Origin of the sequence: Acetobacter estunensis, from assembly GCF_011516945.1 — a bacterium.
Classification (GTDB): Bacteria; Pseudomonadota; Alphaproteobacteria; order Acetobacterales; family Acetobacteraceae; genus Acetobacter; species Acetobacter estunensis.
The window spans coordinates 1-22411 of record NZ_WOTH01000038.1 but is presented as its reverse complement, the minus strand read 5'-3'; the positions used below and the strand labels follow the sequence as shown (position 1 = coordinate 22411).

At 58.4% G+C, this 22411-nt stretch carries 23 protein-coding genes, 1 tRNA gene and 1 pseudogene; 14 read left to right on the top strand and 11 right to left on the bottom strand.

Annotated elements, in window-relative coordinates; all coding sequences use genetic code 11:
* Window positions 1-1111: 1111 nt before the first annotated feature.
* Entirely contained in the window at window positions 1112-1321 is a 210-nt protein-coding gene (locus GOB87_RS13580) for a helix-turn-helix domain-containing protein (protein ID WP_166317862.1), read from the bottom strand.
* 160 nt (window positions 1322-1481) lie between these two features.
* On the opposite strand from GOB87_RS13580, the gene GOB87_RS13575 reads away from it, so the two are divergent.
* From GOB87_RS13575 to GOB87_RS13540, 8 genes are all read left to right on the top strand, one after another.
* On the top strand, window positions 1482-1649 hold the full coding sequence (locus tag GOB87_RS13575; RefSeq protein ID WP_166317860.1) for a hypothetical protein: 168 nt from the start codon (window positions 1482-1484) through the stop codon (window positions 1647-1649).
* Complete coding sequence (locus GOB87_RS13570; protein ID WP_166317857.1) at window positions 1646-1840, top strand: hypothetical protein; 195 nt, start codon at window positions 1646-1648, stop codon at window positions 1838-1840. The genes GOB87_RS13575 and GOB87_RS13570 overlap by 4 nt, the downstream gene beginning before the upstream one ends.
* On the top strand, window positions 1837-3036 hold the full coding sequence (locus GOB87_RS13565; RefSeq protein WP_166317854.1) for a hypothetical protein: 1200 nt from the start codon (window positions 1837-1839) through the stop codon (window positions 3034-3036). The genes GOB87_RS13570 and GOB87_RS13565 overlap by 4 nt, the downstream gene beginning before the upstream one ends.
* Window positions 3033-4076 (top strand): hypothetical protein, encoded by a 1044-nt coding sequence (locus tag GOB87_RS13560; protein WP_166317851.1) that lies wholly within the window; start codon window positions 3033-3035, stop codon window positions 4074-4076. The genes GOB87_RS13565 and GOB87_RS13560 overlap by 4 nt, the downstream gene beginning before the upstream one ends.
* Window positions 4077-4380: 304 nt before the next feature.
* On the top strand, window positions 4381-4617 hold the full coding sequence (locus GOB87_RS13555; RefSeq protein ID WP_166317848.1) for a hypothetical protein: 237 nt from the start codon (window positions 4381-4383) through the stop codon (window positions 4615-4617).
* Complete coding sequence (locus tag GOB87_RS13550; RefSeq protein WP_166317845.1) at window positions 4614-5129, top strand: hypothetical protein; 516 nt, start codon at window positions 4614-4616, stop codon at window positions 5127-5129. Before GOB87_RS13555 ends, GOB87_RS13550 begins: the two co-directional genes overlap by 4 nt.
* Window positions 5116-6180 carry a DUF7146 domain-containing protein gene (locus GOB87_RS13545; RefSeq protein WP_373320739.1) on the top strand — a complete coding sequence of 355 codons (1065 nt, stop codon included), beginning with the start codon at window positions 5116-5118 and terminating at the stop codon, window positions 6178-6180. Before GOB87_RS13550 ends, GOB87_RS13545 begins: the two co-directional genes overlap by 14 nt.
* Window positions 6131-8074, top strand: coding sequence for a DUF927 domain-containing protein (locus GOB87_RS13540; protein ID WP_166317839.1), 1944 nt, complete (start codon window positions 6131-6133; stop codon window positions 8072-8074). Before GOB87_RS13545 ends, GOB87_RS13540 begins: the two co-directional genes overlap by 50 nt.
* Before the next feature lie 928 nt (window positions 8075-9002).
* Here GOB87_RS13540 and GOB87_RS13535 read toward each other — a convergent pair.
* A tRNA-Ala gene (locus GOB87_RS13535) sits at window positions 9003-9078 on the bottom strand.
* Between the two features lie 93 nt (window positions 9079-9171).
* Window positions 9172-9780, bottom strand: a complete 609-nt coding sequence (locus GOB87_RS13530; protein WP_242006437.1) for a Maf family protein — start codon at window positions 9778-9780, stop codon at window positions 9172-9174.
* A 436-nt stretch (window positions 9781-10216) separates the two neighbouring features.
* On the opposite strand from GOB87_RS13530, the gene hemE reads away from it, so the two are divergent.
* The 4 genes from hemE (at window position 10217) to GOB87_RS13510 (ending at window position 13086) form a co-directional block, all read left to right on the top strand.
* Window positions 10217-11305 (top strand): uroporphyrinogen decarboxylase, encoded by a 1089-nt coding sequence (gene hemE, locus GOB87_RS13525; RefSeq protein WP_166317835.1) that lies wholly within the window; start codon window positions 10217-10219, stop codon window positions 11303-11305.
* Window positions 11305-12003 carry an HAD family hydrolase gene (locus GOB87_RS13520; RefSeq protein ID WP_166317832.1) on the top strand — a complete coding sequence of 233 codons (699 nt, stop codon included), beginning with the start codon at window positions 11305-11307 and terminating at the stop codon, window positions 12001-12003. Before hemE ends, GOB87_RS13520 begins: the two co-directional genes overlap by 1 nt.
* On the top strand, window positions 12000-12449 hold the full coding sequence (hemJ, locus tag GOB87_RS13515) for a protoporphyrinogen oxidase HemJ (protein ID WP_166317829.1): 450 nt from the start codon (window positions 12000-12002) through the stop codon (window positions 12447-12449). Before GOB87_RS13520 ends, hemJ begins: the two co-directional genes overlap by 4 nt.
* 145 nt (window positions 12450-12594) lie before the next feature.
* A complete protein-coding gene (locus GOB87_RS13510) occupies window positions 12595-13086 on the top strand; it encodes a Spy/CpxP family protein refolding chaperone (protein WP_242006436.1) in 492 nt (163 codons plus the stop codon).
* A gap of 136 nt (window positions 13087-13222) precedes the next feature.
* Here the strand turns inward: GOB87_RS13510 and GOB87_RS13505 are convergent, their stop codons facing one another.
* The 8 genes from GOB87_RS13505 to GOB87_RS13470 form a co-directional block, all read right to left on the bottom strand.
* On the bottom strand, window positions 13223-13531 hold the full coding sequence (locus tag GOB87_RS13505) for a hypothetical protein (protein ID WP_166317826.1): 309 nt from the start codon (window positions 13529-13531) through the stop codon (window positions 13223-13225).
* A 108-nt stretch (window positions 13532-13639) separates the two neighbouring features.
* Window positions 13640-14668: a CorA family divalent cation transporter gene (locus tag GOB87_RS13500; protein WP_166317823.1), complete on the bottom strand. Its 1029-nt coding sequence runs from the start codon at window positions 14666-14668 to the stop codon at window positions 13640-13642.
* A gap of 161 nt (window positions 14669-14829) precedes the next feature.
* Window positions 14830-16101 (bottom strand): ATP-binding protein, encoded by a 1272-nt coding sequence (locus GOB87_RS13495; RefSeq protein WP_166317868.1) that lies wholly within the window; start codon window positions 16099-16101, stop codon window positions 14830-14832.
* Between the two features lie 89 nt (window positions 16102-16190).
* On the bottom strand, window positions 16191-16979 hold the full coding sequence (locus GOB87_RS13490) for a response regulator (protein WP_166317820.1): 789 nt from the start codon (window positions 16977-16979) through the stop codon (window positions 16191-16193).
* Window positions 16980-17076: 97 nt separating this feature from the next.
* Complete coding sequence (mnmA, locus tag GOB87_RS13485; RefSeq protein ID WP_166317817.1) at window positions 17077-18156, bottom strand: tRNA 2-thiouridine(34) synthase MnmA; 1080 nt, start codon at window positions 18154-18156, stop codon at window positions 17077-17079.
* Window positions 18157-18198: 42 nt separating this feature from the next.
* Window positions 18199-18513, bottom strand: a complete 315-nt coding sequence (locus GOB87_RS13480; RefSeq protein ID WP_194303360.1) for a ferredoxin family 2Fe-2S iron-sulfur cluster binding protein — start codon at window positions 18511-18513, stop codon at window positions 18199-18201.
* 14 nt (window positions 18514-18527) lie between these two features.
* Window positions 18528-19703, bottom strand: a complete 1176-nt coding sequence (locus GOB87_RS13475; protein WP_166317814.1) for a cysteine desulfurase family protein — start codon at window positions 19701-19703, stop codon at window positions 18528-18530.
* Between the two features lie 191 nt (window positions 19704-19894).
* The gene (locus GOB87_RS13470) at window positions 19895-20101 is read right to left on the bottom strand and encodes a hypothetical protein (protein WP_166317811.1); all 207 of its coding nucleotides are present in this window, start codon (window positions 20099-20101) and stop codon (window positions 19895-19897) included.
* 308 nt (window positions 20102-20409) lie between these two features.
* Between GOB87_RS13470 and GOB87_RS13465 the strand changes: the two genes are divergently transcribed.
* On the top strand, window positions 20410-21603 hold the full coding sequence (locus tag GOB87_RS13465; protein WP_166317808.1) for a hypothetical protein: 1194 nt from the start codon (window positions 20410-20412) through the stop codon (window positions 21601-21603).
* 357 nt (window positions 21604-21960) lie between these two features.
* Window positions 21961-22302 (top strand): annotated as a pseudogene (locus GOB87_RS13460) (alpha/beta hydrolase); the annotation flags it as partial.
* Window positions 22303-22411 lie beyond the last annotated feature (109 nt).

The following is a 22411-nucleotide window of genomic DNA, read 5'->3' as shown; positions in this document are numbered from 1 at the left end:
AATCTGCTCAAAACGCAGACTGGACGCCATCGCAAAAACCGTCAATCAAATCGCCAAAACCCAGAAATTACCGGCCAAGCACATCAATCAAGGGTTCTTCGATCCCTCCACGTCTGCATAAGCAATTTGTCCACGGTACGTGTCATTTATGTTTTGCTCATTAAAGGGCAGCGCCCCGGGCAGAACCCTCGCCAGCAACGAATCATCAGGCATTGCGGCCCCTTTTGGTTTCTAAAACAGTTTGCGGCTCGTATGCTAAATAAACTAGTTATTCAAGAGAACAAATGGTAATCGCTTAGCTCCCATTCCAAGGACACATAGAGAGAAAGCTTGGTTTTGATAAAAATTTCAGTGTAATCAGGTATCAATAAAAATCATTTCGACTTTGTACATCTTACTACATAGTTTGTTTCGTGACGGTGCGGCTAATTGAAAGCCCGGGCAGTAGCTATGTTACGCTGTTCCGAAATTAAGATTCCGTTCATTTAGTTGTCACTTGACGCGCTGCGCCCGGTCACCCATATGTAGCGTGTCCGGTGAGGTGAGAACGGCTACCTCACGCACCAATCCACTTTGTGGAAGGGTAACTAAGTCAGACTGAAGCCTATAGCAGGGGGCTCGGGTTTGACCCAAGAGATCGGGGATTGCATCCCGCCCGGACAAAAAAAGACCGGCTCGACCGGTCTTTTTTTATGTGGGTTTTGGAAGACAAAGATGACCGGTGGCTCGCCGTTTTGTAACGGTTGTCTCTATGTAAGCGGTAGGCCGATTTCACTCGATATAGTCCATCTTGATCTTGTTCGAGGCCCACGGCAATCAGGACGTAGTCACATTCCGAGCGATTTGATCGGAAGCGGATGACAAGCTCAAAATTGTCCGCATGCTTGGGAGCCTGTCCAATCAGTCCAGGTGACTGACCAATGCGACGAAGGGCCGCCATGCACGCTGCGTAGTCCTCCGCGTGATCCTTAGCTATATGCCAATGGGCCTGTCTGCTCAGGTATAGGTCTCCCGGCTCTAATTCGGTTCCCAGTGTTCGGTTCACCAGGGATACGTCGAGCGGGCCTAATCGCAAGGCGGCGCACTGGGATTTTGTTGTAGGAACGGTCACTTATTGAGGCTCTTGCCTCAACCGCACACCGGCTCCGCCACCATTCTCCGCGATGAACTCCACACCTGCGGCTTCAAGGGCGGCGCGGATCGCGGATACCGTCGATTCCTTTAAGGGATCGCCACGCTCAAAGCGGGCAATTGTGTTCGTCGAGACGCGAGACTTCGCAGCCAAGTCTCTGACGCCCCAATCTACCGCTACCCGCGCCATCTTACATTGAACTGGGAGCAAAACATTAACCCTGTTGCGATTTTCTCTTGCAAAGCAATGTTAACTGTGTTGCGATTATAGAGCAATCCATATTGCGGCCGGAATGGGAGCTTCGACCTTCCCTTTCCAGCCTAACCACAACCGAAGGATACTTTCGGCAATGGCTGAGAACGCCCATAGCACACCCGCGCCCATGCGGGCAGACACACGCGCCAGCATTCTGACGGCGCTGATCGTCCCTTTCCTGATCGCTCTGTCCGTGTTCGGGCTCGGTTCACCTGATCCGGTCACGTCTGGCCACGCGTATGCTGTGGAGACTGTCCGATGAGTCGTTCAAAGCGTGACGTTACGATTGCTCAGGCGGCTGACGATGTCGCATCCCTGAGCTTCCTTGTGAGCCTCCTGAGTGACGTGCCGCAGGAACTGCGGGATGACTTGGCTGAGAGAATGGCATTGCGTTTTCTCGGGAAGGAACTTGATGCTCGTTCAGCCACGATCATGGAGGCGTTGGTGGCATGAACGATCAAACCAACACATCCACGACGCATGAAAGCAAGATTAATCTTGCCCAGGCATTCCCTATCCGCACCCATGCACTCAACGCGGCGGATCACGCGCTGATCCAGCAGGCCCGCGAGGTGACCGCCAAGGAACTGAGGGCGTGGGCGCTGGTGGAGGGCACTGATAACGATCCTCCTGAAGCTACCGACCTGTTTGATGAGACTTGTTCTGGTGTTCGCGCTATGGCCCAAATCACGCCAGTCACATGGGATGGATGGTTCTCCCGGCAAGTGGCTTTCGCAGTGTGGACAGGCATGAGCCTACCATCATCGGACTGCCCTACAGCTTGGTCCGAATACGCCGCAGGCCGTGATGCCATCTTTATGCTGGGCAATCCTCCGCGTTCTTACGCTGCTCCCGATCTCGCTGCTGCGTCCCGTCCGGAGGCTGACGATACGGAATCGCTCGAACTGATGAATCGCACCCTTAAAGCTTGGGAGGCATTTTACGCACTTGCTGACGAATGGGCCGATGTTATCGAAATTCCAGATGAAATTTGTGCTGAACAGGAGCGGCTTAGCAGAACAGCAGACAATCTGAGGTCAAAGGCGATTAGCTTGCCTGTCTACACGTTGGCAGGACTTCGGATGAAGGCGCGGCTGGTCATGACGACGCTCAACACCGCAGAAGACGGATCGATGCCTCCTGACCGGGAAGGCTATGCGGCTTTTGCCCTGTGCCGCGATCTGATCGGCGGAGAAGATTGCTCTGCGCGATCTCCGGAAGTTTCCAGCGCTTTTCATGCTTATGAACTGGCCTGTCGACGTACCACGGCGTTCGATGATGCTAGTGCTGCTCAGGAGCGTTCGATCGAAACAAAAGGAAAAGAGAAAATCGCGGCCAATCAAAAGGAAGAAGTTGCCAATCAGTTGGGTAACGCGCTCGCCGAGTTGGTTCCTTTCGCACAATGTGAAACCATCTCTGACGTAGGTGCTCAGGTAGGAGTTGCACTCGACTTCCTGCAATCTGTCATCTGTTCGGATGATGTCGATCAAGGCAGACTTCGTTCGGCTTACGTGGCGCTTATTGGGACACTTCCGACCCTTCTTCGGGAGGCGGAGCGCGACCTGAAGCGTGTGATTGATCCTGTTTTCTTCAATGAAGCGCTGGCAACGCGTGATGGTGTGCGGGCTCTGATGGGAGGTCACGCATGATTTCCGCCATTCGCCCCGTGATGGGGCAGACCTTGCCTGTTCCTGCTTTGTGCATGATGCTGCCAGACGGCGCGGCTAGGTTTGGCCGCCGAACGCCGGAACCCCACGTCTGGCCCGCCGCGCCATCAGCTCTTGCGCGTGGGGATGGCTGGCGTGGGGCGGCTGTAATGACTGATGAAAGCATCAAGGCGCACTTGAAGCGTGGCGACTGGGTGACACTGGATGAGGCATTTCTGGAACTCGTTCCCTCCGATCGGAAGGAAGAAATTAAAGCCGCGATTGCGGATGCTGCTTCTTACGGTGGCGTAAGCGCGATTGCCCGACAGGTGCGGGACGCCCGGATTGCTGAACAGGCCCGCCAACATGGTTCGAATGTGCCTCCGTCTCCTGTCCGCATGATCTTCACGGTGGACGCGGCCAAAAGGAACGCCATTGTTGATCGTTTCCAAAAAGCGTGGAGCGCGATTGATGCTGCCGTGAAGAAACGGCTGGCGGACAACGAATGGCAAGTCGAGCGGATCATACCTGATGGCTCGGTCCAGAGTATCGTCCCATTGGCATGGCGCAACATGCGATTCCGATGGCATGGTGAGCGGGAATTTACAGAACAATTTCCCGGAGCATGGGTCTGTCTTCCTGATGACAGTGGGCGGGGGGTGGAACGCAAGCGTCTTTTGACGATGTTTCAAGTCAGACAGGTTTCTGCTCCGAGCAACGTGCCACCGACCGTAAGCACTATACAGAATAGCCCGGCACCTGACGCCGAGACCTCCGAAACACCACAAGAAACCGCGCCACCTAAATTTCAGATTTCAGACGATCAGTTGATTGAACTGGCTTTGGATGAAGACCGGCGACGTCATGATGCGGGTGAAGAGGGCCTGACCCATGACGCCAGATTTGCTTTCATGCAGGAGCTGAGGCCGAATTTAAGCCGTAACCATTATGATGAAGAGATGAAGGGCCCTCTTCGGAAAAACGCCGAAAAACGCGGCATAACTCTCCGTGGCCGAGGCGCTCCACCAAAGAAAAATAAATAAATGGGAGGCGATTTATGGCCCTCCTATTTCCTCCCATCTCGACCCCCCATTTTCGTTTCTGCCCCAGTCATCCCCAGCCATGCACCTACGGCAATCCCCGCCGCCAGCGTGCCTCATGGCAAGGGAGGTTTCATTGCCAGTCACCCAAATTCGACAGCTCCGGAGGCGCGACATGATTGCCGTTGCGCCCGATCAGAAAAAAAAATCTTCGTCCGCAATTTTTCGCGTTCAGTCGCACGAAGTGGGTTCACTTCTTCATGCGCCCCACGACGCTCCGGTTGTTGGGAAGCGCAGGAAAGTTCCAATGAGCAAACAACAGTTGCCCCCACTTGTTCTGTCAGAGTCAGCGGCGGCTGACGTGATCGCACTGGCGCCACGCACACTGCAAAAGATGCGACTACGCGGCGATGGACCGCCTTACGTGCAACTCACAGGACGGAAGGTCGGATATTCGGTTCAGGCACTCCAGCAGTGGGTTGCTGCCCGCTCGGTGCGCTCCACCTCCGACGCCACCGTTCATCTGCCCGGAGAGGAAGCATGAGTGCAGTTCCTGCATCATCCTGTCTGCTCTGGGGTGGTTTCTCGCAGTTCGGCAATGCGACGGCGCTCAATCATCTCCTCGATCTCATGCTGCGGTCTCGTGACTATCAGGGATCCGAGCAAAGCGATGATGCTTTCCAGGCGATGATGGCTGCTGCCGGGCTTCTTGATCCGGCGCCAGATATTATCGCGCTGGCAGGTTTTGCACGCCGTGAAGCTGCGCTGGGTGCGTTTCTGAGTGGCTATGACACCATTGTTGACGCGCGGAGCAATGAAAGCCTCGAGGATCCGCAATGGTCTGTAGAAGCTGGCCTGATCCAGTTTCGTCGGGTCCTCCAGAGCGATGCGGGATCTGATGCGACACTGGAATGGCTGGACGCGCTGCCCTGGTCGAACATTCTTTCAGACGCCCGGATTATGGATCATGCGGTGCAGGAACTCTGTGCCGGTCGCGCCCTTCTTGATGAAGACGGTGCGGTTATCGCCAGGGACATGGACTGTGCGCGGATCTGACGCCAGAACCCTCTCGCAGCTACTAGCAGAGCGGATCATCCCGCTGACGCTGGAACTGCTCCCGCACGGCCATCGTGAGGGCGTCGAGTGGCGTTGCGGATCCTTGGCGGGCGAGAAAGGGCAGAGTCTCGCCGTGCGTCTGACCGGGACGCGTCGGGGCGTTTGGGCTGATTTCTCGTCCGGTGAACGGGGTGACGCCCTCGATCTGGTGGCCTCGTGCCTGTTCGCTGGCAACCGACGTGACGCAATGGACTGGGCGAGACGCTGGCTTGGTCTGGGTGATGGCCCGGTGCCGGAAACCGTGCGACGGAGCGTATCCGCAAAAGTGAATAGTGTGGAACTGGACCAGGACGAGCAGAAGCGCCGGGCCAAGGCTCGCCAGCTCTGGCACGAAGCGCCTGCGGGTATCGCTGGCACGCCGGTCGAAACATACCTTGCCGGACGCGGGATCGACCTCCGGGAGATGGGACGTCAGCCGGGCAGTCTGCGGTTTCATCCGACGGTCTGGTGTGGCGAGGTCCGGCGTCCGTTGCCTGCGATGCTGGCGGCCATCTGCGGACCCTCGGGCAAACTGGTGGCAGTCCATCGGACATGGCTGGCACAGACGGCCTCCGGTGAGTGGACCAAGGCTGACCTACAGGCACCCAAGAAAGTCCTGGGCTCTTTTGCCGGTGGCTGTATCCGTCTCTGGCGGGGTGCCTCCGGAAAAAGCCTGGGCATGGCGGAAGAAGACGAAAGCGTCATTGTTGCGGAAGGGATCGAGACCGGTCTTTCCGTGGCGCTGGCCTGCCCGAAACGGCGTGTTCTTTGCGCTGTCTCCTTAAGCAACATGAAGTCTCTAAAACTTCCTGATGCAATCAAAGAAATCACAATCGCAGCGGACAATGACACGGGCAACGAAAGCGCCCGCAAAGCTCTGAACGCCGCCATTCAGGAATTCATCAGGCAGGGCCGCGTCGTGCGCGTCGCCATGCCGGAAACAGAAGGCCGGGACTGGAACGATGTCATCCGGGAAGAACATGACAGACAAGAAATCGACGAAGGGTCGTAAAGGCGTTCGCGCCGGAATCGAAAGCGCTGAAGTCGTGACGTTTCCGGGTGCTGCCGAGAATCAGTCACCCGAAGCAGAAGGTAGCCGTCCGCCTCCTGGTGTGTCGCGTCGTTTCAGGATGGATGCATCCGGCCTGTGGCGAAAAAATGGTGATGACAAGCCGGATACTTTCGTCTGCGGGCCAATTGAGTGCCTGGCCGAAACACGCGACGCGGAAGGCAATGGATGGGGACTGTTGTTCGGCTGGACCGATCGTGACGGTGTCCGTCATGAAGAAGCCTTTGCACGAGCCATGTTTTCCGGAGACTGCGGAGAATTGCGAAGCCGTCTGGCGAATGGCGGTCTGACGCTGGCGTCGGGTCCGGCGGCGAAAAATGCTTTCAGCGAATGGATGGCCATGATTTCCAGTTCGGAGCGGGCGCGTAGCGTGGCGCGGATCGGCTGGCATGAATTCCGCAATGGTTCTGTCTACGTGCTGCCGACCGAGGCTTTTGGGCGTTCTGATGAGCGTGTTGTCCTGCAACAGGAATCACCGGAGCCAGATCTGTTCGGCGTGTCCGGCACGGCTGAAGAATGGCGGCATAAAATCGGTGTCGTCTGTCGTGGCAATTCCCGTCTTGTGCTGGCGGCTTCTGCCGCTTTTGCCTCGTGTCTGCTGACAATCCTCGGTGAAGATGGCGGTGGCTTTTCGCTGGTGGGCGCGTCCAGGCTGGGCAAGAGCACCGCACTCCGTGTTGCGGCCTCTGTCGTTGGCGGGACACCGCAGGCGGGCGCTGAAGGCTATGTGCGGTCATGGCGTGCGACTGGCAACGCGCTGGAATCCGTGGCGCTGGCGTCCTGTGACAGTTTGCTGTGTCTCGATGAGCTGGGGCAGCTCGATCCACGCGAAGCCGGTGATACGGCCTACATGCTGGCCAACGGTAGCGGTAAGGCGCGAGCCAACCGGACAGGCGGAGCGCGGGCTGTCTCACGTTGGAAAGTGCTTTTTCTAAGCACGGGTGAGCGGACGCTTGCGGATCTGAACCGTGAAGGCGGACGGGCGACCAAGGCCGGACAGGAAGTGCGGTTTGTCGATGTGCCTGCCGATGGCGGCGCCGGGCATGGTCTGTTCGAACAGTTGCACCATGCCGATGAGCCGGGAGAGCTGGCGGAATATCTGCGGGAACAGACCGGCCACCTCTACGGTACGCCGTTCCGTCTCTTTCTGCGTCTTCTGACGGATCGGATCGCAAAAGAGGGCAGTGTGTCTGTCCGCGAGGCATTGCGGTCCCGTGTTGTGGAACTGACCACGCTATATCTGCAGAACTGGCCACAGGCGTCTGGGCAGGTGCGTTCGGTCGCGCGGCGTTTCGCCATTGTTGCCTTGGGCGGAGAACTGGCGACCGGCTTCGGTCTGACCGCGTGGGATGATGACACGGCGCGGGAACTGGTGCGGCTGTGTTTCAATGATTGGCTCCAGATGCGTGGCACGACCGGTCGCCGTGAGGATGAGCAGGCTATCGAACAATTGCGTGATTTCATCGCGAAGAATGGCGAAGGCCGCTTTGAGCGATGGGTGGATCGCAAGGGGGCGGAAATTCCTCAGAGTGAGAGCGATGCCGAACCGCCGGGCGAACGGTTCCGGACCCAGATGCGTGCCGGCTGGAAGCGATGGGAAAAGCTCGATGATGGAAAGATGGGCTGGACGTTCTTTCTGACCGCTGACGGCATGAATGAAGCCCTGAACGGACTGAATGCCCGTGACGCCAAGCGGGTGCTGGTCGATCGGGGCTTTCTCGTCCCCGGTCCTGATAAAAAAATGGCAGGGGTCATCAGTCCGCCTGGTCTAAAAAAGGTGCGGGCCTATCAGATAAGGCCGACGATCCTCGGATCGGACGCGGGCGATGGGGACTGAGCCTCGTGCCTCTTTCCAGTCAGCCTCGGGAGGGTCGTCACAGTGTGGCGGCCCTCTCTCTTTGGGCGGCCGTATGCACGCGGAAACCATGTAAGCCATTCGTCCGACATCGCTGTCTGGGCCGTCGCGGTGCTGCTCCCATTTTACCATGGCAAAGCTCTCAAAAATGTGTCCGGTGCGCGCGGGCAGCGCGATGGTTTCCTTCCCGTTTTTTCGACACTTCGGACGTGAAATGCTCTAAGTTATGCGTTATACGCATAACAAAACACGCCGAAAAATGACGTTCCGCTTGTGGATAACTTCTGCTCTCGACGGACGATAATTTTACGAATAGCAGTTTTCTGCCATTTCCACCTATTGAACGGTTACACCTTTTCAAAAGGTGTAACCACCAATCCCTAAAGGTGTAACCGAAAACACTACCTGTTTTCATATTGTTATGGTGCATGGTTACACCGTTACACCTGTTACACCTTTTTTCGAACAATGCAGAGAAAGAGGGGAAGGCGCAGTGCGGAAACACATGCGTAAAACGCATATCTCAGGAGGGTGCACCAGAGGGAAAAGTCATGGGTCCTTCCTGGGAAGGCCGCCTGTCGGGGGTCAATTCGCGCCCGGTTAGAGAAACTTTTTGAGCAAAGAAAAAATGGCTTGGTGTTGTTGTTGTTGTCGTTCGCTCAGTGTGCGGATCTGCTGGCCGATGAGATGCAACGATGAGTGATTGGATTGATGCCGCCAACCGGCACGCGTTCGCCAGTAGGTTGACAAGCGGAACTGGACGCCTGCCTAAGCGGCAACGTCAATCAATGCGGCCCCATGGTTCACCACAGCAGCGAGCAGGATTTTTGAAAGAGTCCGGATTGAGTCCGGAAGCTTTATTTCCGTCACCAGTTCAACGCACAGATTTTGAAAAATTGTAGGTAGGAACTGGTGGAGCCAATCGGGATCGAACCGACGACCTCCTGAATGCCATTCAGGCGCTCTCCCAACTGAGCTATGGCCCCCCACAACGCAAGCCATACGACTCTCGTTGAAGTGGAAGGGCATATAACCCGCTCGATGACACCTGACAAGCCTTTCCTGCCAATCGGCTGGAATTATTTCCGCAGCATCTCCATGTCCCGCAAAGCCGCCAGAAGCGGCAGCATGGGCAGCCCAAGAAGGGCGTCGTGCGTGCCTTCGATCCGCTCGAAGAACTGGATCCCCGGTCCTTCCAGCCGATAGCTGCCCACACAGTGCAGACATGCTCCACCATCGGCCGCGAGGCATGTCTCCATCACAGCATCGGAAAAATGCCGCATGGTCAGGGTGGGGGTCGAGACATGTCGCCACAGGATATGCCCATCCCGGCACAGGACCACCGCGCTGTGCAGATGATGCGTCCGTCCTCTCAGAGCCACAAGCTGTCCACGCGCCGCCGCATAGGTAAGAGGCTTTTCGAACCATACGCCGTCACAGGACAGCATCTGGTCGGCACCGATCACCAGAGCACCGGGATGATCTCCGCTCACGGCAAGAGCCTTGGCCTGCGCGAGTTCCAGCGCCACGGTCTGCGCGCTCTGCCTACTAGCTTTTCCGTGATCGCGAACCGGACCTTCCTCCACCTGCGCCGGACAGACCGCAAAAGGCAGGCCGCTTGCTTTCAGCAGCGCCTGCCGGGCGACCGAACCGCTGGCCAGAATCAGCCGCACTCCAGATGCAAGCAAAGACGACTCCGGTACTTCTGAAAGCAAAGAATTCGAGTCGGCCATTCTTTCGTCCTCTTCACACGCGCCTGTACGTATGGGCGCTCTCAGAATCAGCACCCGTTGGTACTTCTGTGAGTACCATATCCAGTACCTTGTACCGCCCTGGGGTACATGGGGATGGTACGGACATCCTCCGCCTGAAGTACCGAGTACCGTGGACAGAAGGTACATCTTCAGAAACTGTGAATTGTACACAGCCCCCCTGCGGAGGATTTCTGGATAACCCGAAAAAACCCTGCCTTTCCAGATACCTGAAATCTGTACACATCGGGGGAAAAGCGGGGTACTTTTTCGGAAAGATGGGTACCCCGTCATCCACAGGCCCAAGTACCTTCTCATCATTTCCTTATCTTTCTTTATTCGTTAGAGATGATGACGATCACTCAAGGCAGGAATGGCAGGACACACGGTGACCACAACGCACGGGACGGACGAATGCAGACGGCTCCTTCGCACGCTCAGGGGCGAGACCACCTGGCCGCCTCCAGTGTGGCTTATGCGTCAGGCGGGCCGCTTTCTGCCCGAATTCCGCGCCCTCCGCGCCAAGGCCGACTTCATGACGCGCTGCATGACGCCGGATATGGCCACCGAAATCACGCTCCAGCCCGTCCGGCGCTTTGCAATGGACGGCGCCATCCTGTTTTCGGACATTCTCGTCCTCCCATGGGCCATGGGCCAATCCCTCGAATTCATCGAAAAACGCGGCCCTGTTCTCACACCGATCCGCAGTGAAGCCGATCTTACGCGGCTCGATCCGCAAAGAGTGGCCGAACGCACCGAACCCGTGATGGAGACCCTGCGTCGTCTGCGAAAGGCATTGAAGGAGCCGGTCGGGGCAGCTGCGGCGGAAACCGTGACGCTGATCGGTTTTGCCGGCGCTCCCTTCACCGTCGGGTGCTACATGGTCGAGGGTGGGGGCTCAAAGGAGTTCGCCCAGACGCGCCTGATGGCGTATCGTGATCCCGCGCTGTTCGATCGGCTTATGGCCACGCTCACGGAAAGCACGGCTCAGATGCTCTCGGCCCAGGTGGATGCCGGGGCGCAGGCGATCATGCTGTTTGACTCATGGTCCGGCCTTCTGCCGCCCAACGAGTTTCGACGGCATGTCATCGCCCCCACGCGCCAGATCGTCACTTATCTGAAAAACCGTCACCCGAATGTGCCTGTAATCGGGTTTCCCCGACTGGCGGGCGTGATGGCACCTGAATATGCCCGTGAGACGGGTGTGGACGCCATGGCGCTCGACACGGGATCGTCTCTGGCCATTGTGGCGGAACAGGTGCGTCCGGATCTGGTGCTTCAGGGAAATCTCGATCCGATCTCCGTCCTTGCGGGAGGAGAGCCCATGCGCAGGGAAGCGCTTGCCATTCGTGATTCCATGAGAGGCCGTGCGCATGTTTTCAATCTTGGCCATGGCGTTCTGCCTGAGACACCGACTGAGCATGTGGGCGATCTCGTGAACACAATCCGGACTATTGGTTGATGGTATCAGCACTTTCCGCGCAGGGTTCCTTGCGGCTCGTCATTTTCGACTGCGATGGTGTGCTCATCGACAGCGAAGGCACGAGTTGCCGCCTCGTGGCACAGGCAGCGCGTGAAGCTGGTTATGACGTGCCGGAGAGGGACGCTGTCGCCACATTCGGTGGTAAGGCTCTTGTCGAGATCAAGAAAGAAATCGAAGCTCACACAAGCCATCGATTGCCCGATAACTGGGCCATCAATCTGCGTGATCGGTTTGTGGAGGCCTTTCGATCCTCGGTCGAAGTGATCGACGGTGTGCATGACATGCTTGAGGCCATAGATCGGCTGGGTCTGCCCATGCGTGTCGGATCGAATTCCTCCATGCTGGAAATGGAGGCAAAGTTTACCCCTACCGGTCTGGCCGATCGGCTGGTGGGACGCATCCATTCGGCCGCAGACATGCAGACGCCCAAACCCGCGCCCGATGTCTATCTCCATGCTGCGGCCGAAGAAGGAGTGCTGCCTGAACAGTGCGTCGTGCTGGAAGACAGCGATACCGGTGCCCGGGCGGCCCTGCTTGCGGGTATGACGTGTGTGCTTTTTCGCCCGGCGCATGAACCGGCTCCCGAATGGCCCGGACTGGTGCGCATCAGCCACCTTTCCGAGTTTGCGCCCCTGTTGAAGAAAGCTCTTCAAGCGCAGGGGCGTCTGCCCTCATGATGATGGCGCTTTTGCCGTGGTATCCTTGGATCAAGGCGTTTCACGTTATTTCGGTCATCGCCTGGATGGCGGCGATGTTCTATCTGCCACGGCTGTTCGTCTATCATTGTCAGGTGGCGGCAGGCTCACCGGAGAGTGAGCGATTCAAGATCATGGAGCGCCGACTTCTGCGCGCGATCATGACGCCGGCCATGCTGTCTTCGCTGTTTTTCGGCGAGCTTCTGGCTGCTCTGCCGGGCGTCATCAACTGGCACTCTGGCTGGTGGCATGTGAAACTTCTTTGCCTTGTCGGAATGTTTGCCTTTCATGGCGGCTGCGCAAAATGGCGCTCAGCTTTCGCGCGTGATGCAAATGTTCATTCCGAGCGATTTTACCGAATGATGAACGAAGTTCCGACGCTTTTGATGATTGTCATTGTCATCATGGTGATCGTTAAGCCTTTCTAATTTGTAATAAAACTTACATCATAGAGTGCATAAGTCTTACATTTCGTAGCAATGTTGCAGTTTTCCTGCCATGAATGGATGGTGATGTTGAGAGCAGACAGTGATGAGGTCTCATCCTCGTCGCTCAATACAAGGACAGGATAATATGAAGCGCAGCTTTCTTGCTATGATTCCCATGACCATGCTTGCGTTTGGTGCTGTGGCATCAGGCAATGCCATCGCGGCACCGGGGAACCCGCCTCCGCCGCCGATGTGCGGCGGTTCGCATGGTTTCCCCATGTTGCATGGAGTTGATCTGACGGCTGAGCAGAAAACATCGCTGAAGAAAATCTTCAAGGAAGGGCATGAAAGCGGCAAGGCCCTTCACACTCAGGAACGTACCCTGCACGATCAGATCGCAAACCAACTCATGACACCGGGAAAGATCGATCGCAGTCAGCTCGACAGTCTGGTGCAGCAGCAGTCTGCCCTGCACGCGAAGGAAGAAGCCGCGCGTATCGACACGGCTGTAAAGATCCACGATCTCCTGACGACCAAGCAGCTGACGGAAGCCAAGGATCGGCAGGACAAGATCAAGGCTCTGATGGATCAGATTCACCAGATCGATCATCCCGAGCACGACGATCAGGACGACTGATTGGTTGTTCCTCCATTCATGAGGGCGTGACAGAAAAAGGCTCTTTCCATCCCGCAAGGTTTGGAAAGAGCCTTCTTTCTTTTCAGACTGATATTGTCGTAAATGTTCGCAATTTCTTGTTCATGATATGTTCAGTCTACGATCCGTGTGTCTCCTTTATGTCGCTGCCTTTTGCGTCCGATGCTGGCGGGGCAGGTGATGAGTCCTGACCTTCCGAAGGTTTGCGATCGACCGGAAAAGTGTTGGCGTTCCATCCCCGTGCCTGTGCCAGAGCGCTGACGATTCGGTAAAACCCGGCCCAGCGTGAGGTGGAAGTCGGGGGCTTCCAGAACCGCACGGCCAACGCACAACTGGCGATGATGAACGATACGATGGCCGTTGCCGTGGCAAGCTCGGACGATGGAATCAGTTGAAGAATGAAAGTGATGGCGCTGGTCACGTCCATTGACGAAAGAATGCTCCCCGAAATTGTGTGCGCAGCCCACATGGCCACCGCACCCGGAAAGCACGTCTAGCTGTCCTCGTCGGCAATTTCCGCCGGGAAGAGATGAGGTCAGAGGAGTTTCGTCATTTTCAGCAGAAACCATGTCCCTACCATGATGAGGAAGCACAATCCGCCAGCCTCGATCGTGCCCCATTGGCCGGCCGCCAGAAACATGCCGCCTGTATTCATGCCGAAAAAGCCGGTCACAAAGGTTGCTGGCAGCATCATCGTCGTTCCAACCGAGACGATGTAGAGGCGTCGGTTGGTCTCTTCCGCCTGATTGGATGTCAGCTCGTCCTGCAGCGAGCGTGCCCGATCCTGAAGAGCGAGAAGATCGTCCAGTGCGCCATGGATCTGACGTTCCGAGCGGTCGCGCAGATCATCTTCCGCCCATTCGGGCAGTTCCAGTTCTTCGTCCTGAAAGATACGGTTTACAGGCGAGATCACGCGCCGCAGTTCCGTTGAGCGACGACGCACCTGACCCAACATGCCGCCCATCCGGCCCAGATCCGTGTCACGATCCAGCAGCAGCAGCACGTCTTCGGCGCGATCGAGCTGATCGTCCAGCCGCGACATGGTTCGCCGGGCCGTATCGGCAAATTCCAGAAGAGCGCGGTCCACGAGGCCAGCCGGATTGTCCGGTACCTGTCTGCGCTGGATTTCGCGATACACCACGCCAAGCGCTGGAATGGGGTGGCGGCGTGTCGTCACCAGCAGCGTGGGCAGCATCGCAAAGCGCCAGATGCACACATCCCGGTCATCTTCCGAGGCTGCATCGTCGAAGGCGGGCAGCGCGCCATAGACAAGATCCCCTTCGGCTTCCAGCCGGGCACCCTTGTCGGTGTTGGTCAGCGTCTGTTGTGCATCTTCCGTCAGGCAGGGGATGGCCTCCACCTGCGCGCGTGAGCGTGTGTGCACGATGTCGAAATGCAGCCAGACCCAGCCACCCTTGGCGGGAGGATCTCCTGCCAGAGCGCGGACGATTTCATCGCTTTCCAGTTTCTCCGGCGGTTCGCCGGGCAGAAGGCGAATGGCCCAGACCAGCCCATCGGCAAGAGCGTTGTCCGGATCGGGAAAGGGCGGACGGATGTCGTTCATCGCGGTTCCTTCCTTTCCGGAACTGTGGAAGGGGGCTGGAAGACGGGGGTGAAGCCATTGGCGTCACAGGTTTCGTGATCTTGCACAGTCCGCGTTGGCTGGCAATGCAGCCCCAAGGCACACTGTGCGGCAGATGATGTCTTCAATACCATGCAAGAATGTCAGCCGCGTGGCAGTACCACCCGCGCGCGCAGACCGCCTTCGGGGCGGTTGGAGAGTTCCAGTACGCCATTGGCGCGTTCGACCTCACGCTTGACGATGGCAAGACCCAGCCCCAGCCCACCCGTGCGCCGTGAACGCGAAAGTTCAAGTCGGTGAAAGGCGTTTGTAATACGTGGCATCTCATTCTCGGGAATGCCGGGGCCGTTGTCCTCCACATCGATCATCACGCTTTCCGCCTTTGGGGTCAGGCGGATGACGGCGGAGCCCGCGTAATGCAGCGCGTTTTCCACCAGATTGGTGAACACCCGTTTTGTGGCCAGTGGCGGCAGGACAACCGAGAGACGGTCCGGCCCTTCATACGTGACGTCCCCGCCCCGGTCTGTGGCGTCGTCGGCGATGGTGGAGAGGAGTGTTGCCAGATCGAGGGTACGGCAGGCTTCGCGCGCTTTTTCACCCGAGAGATAGGCCAGAACACCATCGACCATCGCTTCCATCTCGTCGATATCGGCTTCGATGGAATCCCGTGCTTCCTCGTCGGTCAGGAAACCGGCCCGCAGTCGCAACCGCGCCAGCGGCGTGCGCAGATCGTGCGAGACAGCGGCCAGCGCTTCCGTCCGGTCATCGATCAGATGCGCGATACGGCCCTGCATGGCGTTGATGGCGTGCGCCAGTCGTCGGACTTCGCCCGGTCCCTTTTCCGCCAGAGGCTCCCATTCCCCCGCGCCGACCGTGTCCGCCACGGTCACGAGGGCGCGCAGGGGAAGGCTGAGCGCGCGAACCAGCATCAGAGCCACGAAAAGGACGGCCAGTGCCACAATGGCCGCTGTCGCCACTCCGCGTGTGACGAGGTGGCTGCGCAGGATGTCAGGTGCTGTGAAACCGATCAGGCTGCCATCGGAGAGATGCAGCGTGCCGCTGATATCGGTCCAGCGACCCGGGCCGCCGGGATGAAGCTGAAGGTGCGTCTGGGCGAGTGTCGGGTTGGCGTTGACAAGCTGCTGGTGCAACTGCGCCAGCCCCTTCGGCTCCGGATGGGTGTCGAGTTCCGCGTCGGCCGGTTTCCAGATGATCTGAAGATCGCCCGTGGACAGCATGGTGGCCAGCACAGGCCGCGTCGTGGGCGCGGCCCCGTCGATGACGCGGACATCCGTCGCCAGTCGTTCTCCAATCAGGTCGAAGCGATCCGTGTCCTCAATGACGGCTTCAGCGTGCTGGTAGAGCGTCCAACTGGCGACGAACACCATGCCGATGGAGGCAAGCAGCACCAGCATGACGCGCCCGACCAGCCCGCGCGGCCAGAGCCGGATGAGCCGTTCCCTGCCCTGCCCCACCACCTGCCGTCCGTTTCCGGCATTGACGATCACACGCGCTCGATGGGCGCTGTGAAGATGTAGCCCTGTCCGCGCACGGTGCGGATCAGGTTGTCCGCTTCCGTTCCGAGCTTGCGGCGCAGGCGGCTGACCAGAACGTCGATAGAGCGGTCCGACACATCGCCCAGACGGGTGCGCGAGAGTTCGAGCAGCCGGTCACGCCCGATGACACGCTGGGGATGGTCGAGGAAACTGACCAGCAGATCGTGCTCGGCCCCCGAAATGTCCACGATGGCGCCGGTGGGATCGGTGAGTTCGCGACGCCGGAGGTCGAGCGACCAGCCCGCGAAGTTGATGATCTCGCGTCGTGTGCGTCCGGCCGGCGGCGTAGCCAGCGCGGACTGTCCCCGCCGGAGCACGGCCCGCACACGGGCCAGCAGTTCTTTCTGGCCGAAGGGTTTGGCCACATAATCATCGGCGCCCAGTTCAAGCCCGAGCACGCGATCGAGTTCCTCGCCGCGCGCGGAGACCATGATGATGGGAACATGCGTGAAGGATTCGTCCTCCACTTCTCCGCGTATGCCGCCCTGACGGAGTGTACGGCACAGATCCAGCCCGTTCATGCCCGGCATCATGACATCGAGAATGATGAGATCGGCCGGGTCCGTCTTCAGTGCGTCCCACATGTGCTTTGCGTCCGGCACGGCGCGGATGCGGTAGCCATCGGACTGAAGGGTGCGACTCAGGAGCGTTCTCATTCCCGGATCGTCTTCCACGATAAGGATGCGCGTGGGGAGATCCTGCAAAGAGGAAGGGCTGGGCGAAGAGGTCTGCGTCATCGTCGGCATCACCACGCTCTAAGGTCAGGGCACTGAAAGGAAAGTGTAGCTGGGAGAACGGATGGCGTCGAGAACGGACCGCAGGAGTCCTCTTTCTTCAACTCCGGCAGATCACCCCGCCGCCCAGCACGCGCGATCCGTCATACAGAACGCAGGCCTGACCGGGGGCGGGCAGGGCGGCCTCGTCCAGCACGACCTCCGCTTCTCCTGACGCCAGAGAACGCACGGACGCCAGTCGTGGTTCCTCACGTGCGCGCAACTGCACGCGGCAGCGCACGGCGTCTCCGCTGGCCACGTCAGGCGGCGTGATGAGCCAGTTCATGTCGCGCAGACGGCAGACCGTCACTTTGGCGCGTTCGCGGGGACCGACGACGATGCGCCGCATGGCGGGTTCGATGTCCACCACCATCTGCCGCTCGCCACCGATCTGGGCGGCGTTGCCCAGTCGGCGCGTCTGCCCGACCGTGAAGCGCGTCACCCCTTCATGGTGGCCCAGCACGCGTCCCTCGCGGTCCACGATCTCGCCCTCGCCACGCATTTCGGGGCGAAGCGTTTCCACCAGTTCGGCATAGGAGCCGTTGGGCACGAAGCACAGATCCTGACTGTCCGGCTTGTCCGCCACCAGCAGTCCGAAACGCTCGGCCTCGGCGCGGACAGCCTCCTTGTCGGACATCTCACCAAGAGGAAAGCGGAGATAGTCCAACTGCTCGCGCGTGGTGGCGAAGAGGAACCAGCTCTGGTCACGAGAGGCATCGACAGGGCGATGCATCTCGGTTCCCTCCGGTCCTTCCACACGGCGCACATAATGCCCCGTGGCCATGGCGTCGGCCCCGATGTCACGGGCAAGGCCCAGAAGATCGGTGAACTTGACGCCCTGATTGCAGGCCACGCACGGAACGGGCGTCTCACCTTCAGCATAGGAGGCGGCGAAGCGGTCGATCACGCTCTCGCGGAACCGCTGCTCGGCATCGATGACGTAATGCGGGATGCCCAGTCGCTCACACACTTCGCGGGCGTCCTGAATGTCGCGCCCCGCGCAGCACGCGCCCTTCTTGGCCGCGCCGCGCGTGTCATAAAGCTGGAGCGTGGCCCCGATGACCTCGTGCCCCTCTTCCACCAGTTTTGCGGCGACCACGGAACTGTCCACGCCGCCGGACATGGCTACGAGAATGCGCATGATGTTGCTCCTCCCGGCCGGGCGGCGTGACCCACCCCGGCTTTAGCTCTTGCGTGGAAGACGGACCTTCAGTCCGTCCAGTGCTTCGGTCATGATGATCTGACAGCCAAGGCGTGACGTCGCCTCCAGCCCAAAGGCGAGGTCGAGCATGTCTTCCTCATCGTCCGTGGGCGGGGTCAGTTTGGGCGCCCAGGACGGATCGACGATGACATGACAGGTGGCGCAGGCCAGCGAACCTTCGCACGCGCCTTCGAGATCGACGCCGTGCTTGTGGGCGATCTCAAGGACGGACAGACCCACCGGCGCATCGACCGTGCGTTCCGTACCATCGGGCTCGACAAAGATCATGTTGGTCATTTCGGGCTTCCCGCTCAGGCTGTCTCGCGGGCCGGCGCCTGTGCCCGGACCCGCTGCGCCGCTTGGGCCAGAAGGCCCGCCGCACGCACAATATCGGCGGGGGTGGTAAAGCGTCCGGGCGAGAGACGCAAGCTTTCGGCGGCCTCCACGGCGCTCAGTCCCATGGCCGTCAGCACTGAGGAGGCCGCCAGTTCTGCCGAGGAACAGGCCGAGCCAACCGAAAGCGCCAGTTCGGGCGCCTCTTTCATTACCGCCAGTGCTGGAACACCGAGCAGCCGCAGATTCAACACGCCCGGCAGGCGTGGCGCATCCTTGGCGTTGAGCGTGAACGCTACCTGTCGCTGCACCAATTGCGCGCACAGCGTTTCCGCCAGCCGCGCCAGATGCCGTGCGTCTTTTTCACCCTCTTCACGCGCAATACGCGCCGCCATGCCGAACCCCGCGATGAGGGCCGAGGGCAGCGTGCCCGAACGCAACCCCCGTTCCTGTCCACCGCCGGAAAACAGAGGCTCCAGCCGCACGCGCGGGCGACGACGCACGAACAGCGCGCCGACACCTTTGGGACCGTACATCTTGTGCGCGGTGAGGGACGCCAGATCGAGATCCAGCGCCCCTACATCCAGCGCCACCTTGCCTGCCGCTTGCGCGAGGTCGGAATGGAACAACGCCCCCGCGTCTTTGACGATGCGCCCGAGCGTGCGCAGATCCTGCAAAACACCGGTCTCGTTATTGGCCGCCATGATGCTGACGAGCGCCGTGGGCACCTGCAAGGCTTCGCGCAGTTCGTCGGGGTTCACCAGACCATTACGGTCCACTCCCAGCACCACAGGGTCGAACCCTTCCCGCGCCAGATTCCGCACACTTTCAAGGACGCATTTATGCTCGGTGGCGAGGGTGACGACCCGTTTGCGTTCATCGCCCTGACGCGCCCGGAAGCGCGCGGTTCCTTTGATGGCGAGGTTGTTGGCTTCTGTCGCCCCGGAGGTGAAGACGATCTCGCGGCTGTCCGCGCCGATCAGCGCCGCCACATCGCGTCGCGCGCTCTCCACCATGTCCGCCGCGCGGTGGCCGGGCGCGTGCGTATCGCTATGCGGGTTGGCGAATTCCTGCGTGAAGAGAGGTGTCATATACGCCAGTACACGCGGGTCGCAGGGCGTGCTGGCCGCATTGTCGAGATAGATCTCGTCCATTCGGTGGTCCTCTCCCCGCGTGATGTGTGTTTCCGCAAGGTGGGGATTACCGCGAGGGAAGGCAAGGATACATCGCTACAGGATGCCCGCCAGTTGGGCATGCGGCTCGGATGCTGCGATCAGATGAGTGATAAGGCGCTGTGTGGCGTCGCCACCGTATTCAGGACCTTTTGGAAAGGATGATCGTCGCTCTATCCGGCCTCTCCATCATTCGGGCCGACACCCTTGAGAGCGTTGAGCACCGTTTCGGGAATGTCGGAGGACGACACATCCAGATAGCGGCAGACGGCAATCGCGACGGAAGCGGAGACGGCTTCAGGTGTTTCTCCTGAGGGCGTCAATGCGCATTCCCTGATAGCGCTTTCCACTTTTTGAACGAGGGTGGGCTTTGCATTCATGGTGGCATTGTCCCTGCGTGAGGAATGTCTTTTCAACGCCTTGTTGAAAGAGAAGATGCATGTCGGAAAAAATTGACGGATGGCTTGTATCGATAGTGAAAGTTTCTGTTACAAAGTGGCGTTCATTCTTTTTCCGGCGTGAAAAAATCAGGTTTCTGTTCATTGTCCGAAATACTGCCGGACAGTTCCAAATATAGAAAAATACGTTTGAATCAGAACCTTTCCTGAACCGGACTGGCAGCCGTAACGCAATGTCGCTAAGATCGGGTCGAAATATTTTGTTATGATATTGTAACGCGAGGTAGAGCATGTCCGATATCGATCTGACACAGGACAGCAGTCAGACCACCCTGTCAGGCGGTGGCAATTCCGTGCAGGTGGCGGGAACGAATGAAAGCGTGCTGGGTGTTTCCAGTGGCGACAGGATTGTCCTCGGAACGGGCGCTTCCGCGAATGTCTATGGCACCTATGGCACCGTGAACGCCACGAATGCGGGCGCCACGATCAATCTTTACACCGATACGGCGTCCAGCACCGCTCCCGAATACGATAACGTTCTTGTCGCGGCTTCCAACGTCACGGTGAAAGATGTTTCGGGTGCGTCTGTGCTGGCGGACAGTCCGCTGTTCAAGCGGAACATGGTGTATGTGGCCAATGACCTGACGAATATTACTCTCTCAGGCAATAATGAAGGCATCCGGATCGGGAATAACGTCACGGTCACGATCAATGGCAGCAATGAGACCATTCTTGCGGGCACAGGGGACACCATCGTCGTCAATGGTACCGATGATTATGTGAAAGCCATCAACTCAACCGTAACATTCAGCGGCAGTGGTGGAACGGTCGGTGGCGCAGGCGACACGGTCACGCATGGTTCTTACGACAAGGAAGACATGTGGCACGCGGTACGCGATGCGACCATAAACACCAAGGGTTATGAGTGGTCCTCGTCTTCCGACACCATGACCGATCTGAGCGGGCTTGCGATGCCGGAATTCGCGGCGGGTAACGCCACCACCGTTGACGCCGATTATTACGCTTTCAAGAAAGGTCAGCAGGACACCAGTCATGACAGGCGGCGTCATCACAAACATCACCACCATAAGCACCACCACAAACATCATCATGACACTCAGGCGGCCACAACCAGCAGCACGACATCCACTGAACAGACATCACCCACATTCATCAGCAGTGCCGCCGATACGGGCACGCAGCCTGTCGCCGCAACCAGTGCGCTTCTGACGCAGGCGTCCACCGCAACCTCCACGCCCGCGCTCACTTCGATGGCTTCCAGTTCACTGGTCCTGCATGCGTTGTCACAGGCGGCCGGACTGTCAACGAGCACTTTGTCGGGAACCAGCACTCTTCCCACAACGGCTACGACCTACGCGGCAACGGACATCACTCAGGCCAGCAATCATCATGCTGTCACCATGGTGCCGACCGATAGCAGCACGTCGGCCCTTTCTTCTGCTGTTCTGAACTCCCAGTCATAGAAAATTCATGATCGTTTCAGGGGACGCTGATGATCTGTATTCAACAGTGTCTCTATGGACTGCGGAATGAGAGAAAAGTGAGTGATATGATGAACCATCGTCACTCATTTTCTCTCTATCGTTTCGATAGGATCTTCAGATCCAGATATTATGTATGAAGTTCATTTATAAATCGGATCATACATATATTACATGAGATACATTCACAAATAAAAATACACTCGTTCTATCTGTCATATTGAACATATGCGCCATATATATTGATACTGATCACGGACTCCCGAGCGTTGTTTGGCGTTCACTACGGACAGCGCAGGCATATGAGGCCTGCCACCTGTCTCAGGGAGATATTTCATTATGCCCAAATCCGTCGTTAATCCGGAATTTTTACCCATCCTTGCAAAAATGCCGTCGTTCGACGGCCTGTCCGGACGTTCATTGCCTGAAGTCCGCGAAGTCTTTCTCACCTCTGTACGTCTGATCGAAGGCCGGCCTTTGCCGGGTGTTGTGACGCGGGAGGAATATGTTCCCGGTCCCGCCAATGCGCCGGATGTCCGGGTTCTGGTCTATTCCCCCGAGAAGGACCGACCGGACGCGCCCGCCATGATCTATATCCATGGCGGAGGGCTCGTCTCCGGACATCCGGAAGTCGATGATCCCAAATGCCAGATGCTGGCCTCCCGTCTTGGGTTCAAGGTGGAGGGATCGAAGAACCGTTGGTTGATGCGCCTGGCTCGTGATTTCAGGCTTTTGACGATTTGATTGACGGTTTTTGGGGGAGCTTTTGATCTGCGTTTTGAGCAGATCG

What these genes read in the sequence shown, in the direction of transcription:
- GOB87_RS13580 (WP_166317862.1), bottom strand. Translation starts at nt 1,321, where the DNA reads ATGGCGCGGGTAGCGGTAGATTGGGGCGTCAGAGACTTGGCTGCGAAG.
- GOB87_RS13575 (WP_166317860.1), top strand. Translation starts at nt 1,482, where the DNA reads ATGGCTGAGAACGCCCATAGCACACCCGCGCCCATGCGGGCAGACACA.
- GOB87_RS13570 (WP_166317857.1), top strand. Translation starts at nt 1,646, where the DNA reads ATGAGTCGTTCAAAGCGTGACGTTACGATTGCTCAGGCGGCTGACGAT.
- GOB87_RS13565 (WP_166317854.1), top strand. Translation starts at nt 1,837, where the DNA reads ATGAACGATCAAACCAACACATCCACGACGCATGAAAGCAAGATTAAT.
- GOB87_RS13560 (WP_166317851.1), top strand. Translation starts at nt 3,033, where the DNA reads ATGATTTCCGCCATTCGCCCCGTGATGGGGCAGACCTTGCCTGTTCCT.
- GOB87_RS13555 (WP_166317848.1), top strand. Translation starts at nt 4,381, where the DNA reads ATGAGCAAACAACAGTTGCCCCCACTTGTTCTGTCAGAGTCAGCGGCG.
- GOB87_RS13550 (WP_166317845.1), top strand. Translation starts at nt 4,614, where the DNA reads ATGAGTGCAGTTCCTGCATCATCCTGTCTGCTCTGGGGTGGTTTCTCG.
- GOB87_RS13540 (WP_166317839.1), top strand. Translation starts at nt 6,131, where the DNA reads ATGTCATCCGGGAAGAACATGACAGACAAGAAATCGACGAAGGGTCGT.
- hemE (WP_166317835.1), top strand. Translation starts at nt 10,217, where the DNA reads ATGGCAGGACACACGGTGACCACAACGCACGGGACGGACGAATGCAGA.
- GOB87_RS13520 (WP_166317832.1), top strand. Translation starts at nt 11,305, where the DNA reads ATGGTATCAGCACTTTCCGCGCAGGGTTCCTTGCGGCTCGTCATTTTC.
- hemJ (WP_166317829.1), top strand. Translation starts at nt 12,000, where the DNA reads ATGATGATGGCGCTTTTGCCGTGGTATCCTTGGATCAAGGCGTTTCAC.
- GOB87_RS13510 (WP_242006436.1), top strand. Translation starts at nt 12,595, where the DNA reads ATGAAGCGCAGCTTTCTTGCTATGATTCCCATGACCATGCTTGCGTTT.
- GOB87_RS13505 (WP_166317826.1), bottom strand. Translation starts at nt 13,531, where the DNA reads ATGGACGTGACCAGCGCCATCACTTTCATTCTTCAACTGATTCCATCG.
- GOB87_RS13500 (WP_166317823.1), bottom strand. Translation starts at nt 14,668, where the DNA reads ATGAACGACATCCGTCCGCCCTTTCCCGATCCGGACAACGCTCTTGCC.
- GOB87_RS13495 (WP_166317868.1), bottom strand. Translation starts at nt 16,101, where the DNA reads ATGCTGGTGCTGCTTGCCTCCATCGGCATGGTGTTCGTCGCCAGTTGG.
- GOB87_RS13490 (WP_166317820.1), bottom strand. Translation starts at nt 16,979, where the DNA reads ATGACGCAGACCTCTTCGCCCAGCCCTTCCTCTTTGCAGGATCTCCCC.
- mnmA (WP_166317817.1), bottom strand. Translation starts at nt 18,156, where the DNA reads ATGCGCATTCTCGTAGCCATGTCCGGCGGCGTGGACAGTTCCGTGGTC.
- GOB87_RS13480 (WP_194303360.1), bottom strand. Translation starts at nt 18,513, where the DNA reads ATGACCAACATGATCTTTGTCGAGCCCGATGGTACGGAACGCACGGTC.
- GOB87_RS13475 (WP_166317814.1), bottom strand. Translation starts at nt 19,703, where the DNA reads ATGGACGAGATCTATCTCGACAATGCGGCCAGCACGCCCTGCGACCCG.
- GOB87_RS13470 (WP_166317811.1), bottom strand. Translation starts at nt 20,101, where the DNA reads ATGAATGCAAAGCCCACCCTCGTTCAAAAAGTGGAAAGCGCTATCAGG.
- GOB87_RS13465 (WP_166317808.1), top strand. Translation starts at nt 20,410, where the DNA reads ATGTCCGATATCGATCTGACACAGGACAGCAGTCAGACCACCCTGTCA.